The organism is Kineococcus sp. AC630 (assembly GCF_979255925.1).
On record NZ_CEEDMJ010000142.1, the window covers coordinates 1 to 238 of the forward strand.

Genomic DNA, 238 nt, shown 5'->3' on the forward strand with positions numbered 1-238 from the left:
GGCGATCGTCCACCTGTACAACTCCACCTCGGTGCTGCAGCGCCGCGTCGTCTTCGGCAGCGACGTGGACGGCATCGTCGACCTGGCCCTGCAGGGTGCGCGGCTGTGCCGGAAGTTCGAGGAGACGATCCCGGACCCGACGGTCTACGACGAGTACTCCCCGGAGTCCTACACGGGGACCGAGCTCGAGTTCGCCGCCCGCATCTGCCACGCCGTCCTCGAGGTCTTCGAGCCGCCC

At 68.9% G+C, this 238-nt stretch carries 1 pseudogene; it reads left to right on the forward strand.

What is annotated here, in order from left to right:
- Positions 1-238: pseudogene (locus AC0I8G_RS26170) on the forward strand (2-isopropylmalate synthase); the annotation flags it as partial.